The 736-nt window shown below is 75.0% G+C and carries 1 protein-coding gene; it reads right to left on the bottom strand.

Going from position 1 to position 736, the window contains the following annotated elements:
- Positions 1-267: 267 nt before the first annotated feature.
- Positions 268-736, bottom strand: a 469-nt coding sequence (locus tag ACFFNX_RS51765; protein WP_378213865.1) for a lysylphosphatidylglycerol synthase domain-containing protein, incomplete at its 5' end; no start/stop codon positions are given.

Genomic DNA, 736 nt, shown 5'->3' with positions numbered 1-736 from the left:
GCGCCCGCCGACTCGGCGGCGGCGCCGGCCGCCAGGGCGCAGGCGACGAGTGTGAAACGGCCGCAGGCCGTACGGCGCATCGGGCGGGAATCGACGCTCATGGCCGCGCGTCACCGGTCCGCGCGGCCCCGGCGACGGCTCGGGCCGCCGGCTCGGCCTCTCCCGGGTTACAGGGCACGGCCGGTTGCTACCCGGCCACCGTCGTGCACCGACCGCACCTGCACCGATGTCGCCCGAACCTTGGCGAAGTCGTGGAAGATCACATCATCAGATGACGCGACGGCGCAGCAGCACGGCGAAGGTGCACGCGGCGGGCGGCAGAGGCAGCCAGACCGTGATCATCCGATATCCGAGGACGGTCGCGACGGCGACCGCCGAAGAGGCGCGCGCGGCGACGAGTCCCGCGACCAGGGCCACGTCCAGGCCTCCGATGGCGCCCGGCGAGGGGACCACCGCCGTCAGCGAGGACATGCCGAGGTAGAGGACCAGCACCGTCCCGGCGCCGATCGGCGCCTGGAGGCCGCGCAGCAGCGAGAACAGGATGAGCGCGTGGAAGAGCGGCAGGGTCAGTGAGCCGAGCCAGAGCGCGGCGGCCCGGCCCGGATGGCGCAGGACCTCGCCCAGCTCGCGCAGCTCCCGTACGAGCCGCCGTGCCGCCGAGGCCGCCCGCCGAACGTGTCGCCGCAGCCACCGCCTCGATCCGCGCAGCGTGACCGCGACCCCGGCCGCCGAAGCG

It is taken from the genome of Actinoallomurus acaciae (genome assembly GCF_042429965.1).
Taxonomy (GTDB): domain Bacteria; phylum Actinomycetota; class Actinomycetes; order Streptosporangiales; family Streptosporangiaceae; genus Actinoallomurus; species Actinoallomurus acaciae.
Note: the sequence above shows the minus strand (reverse complement) of the source record. Positions and strands in the feature narration are given on the sequence as shown.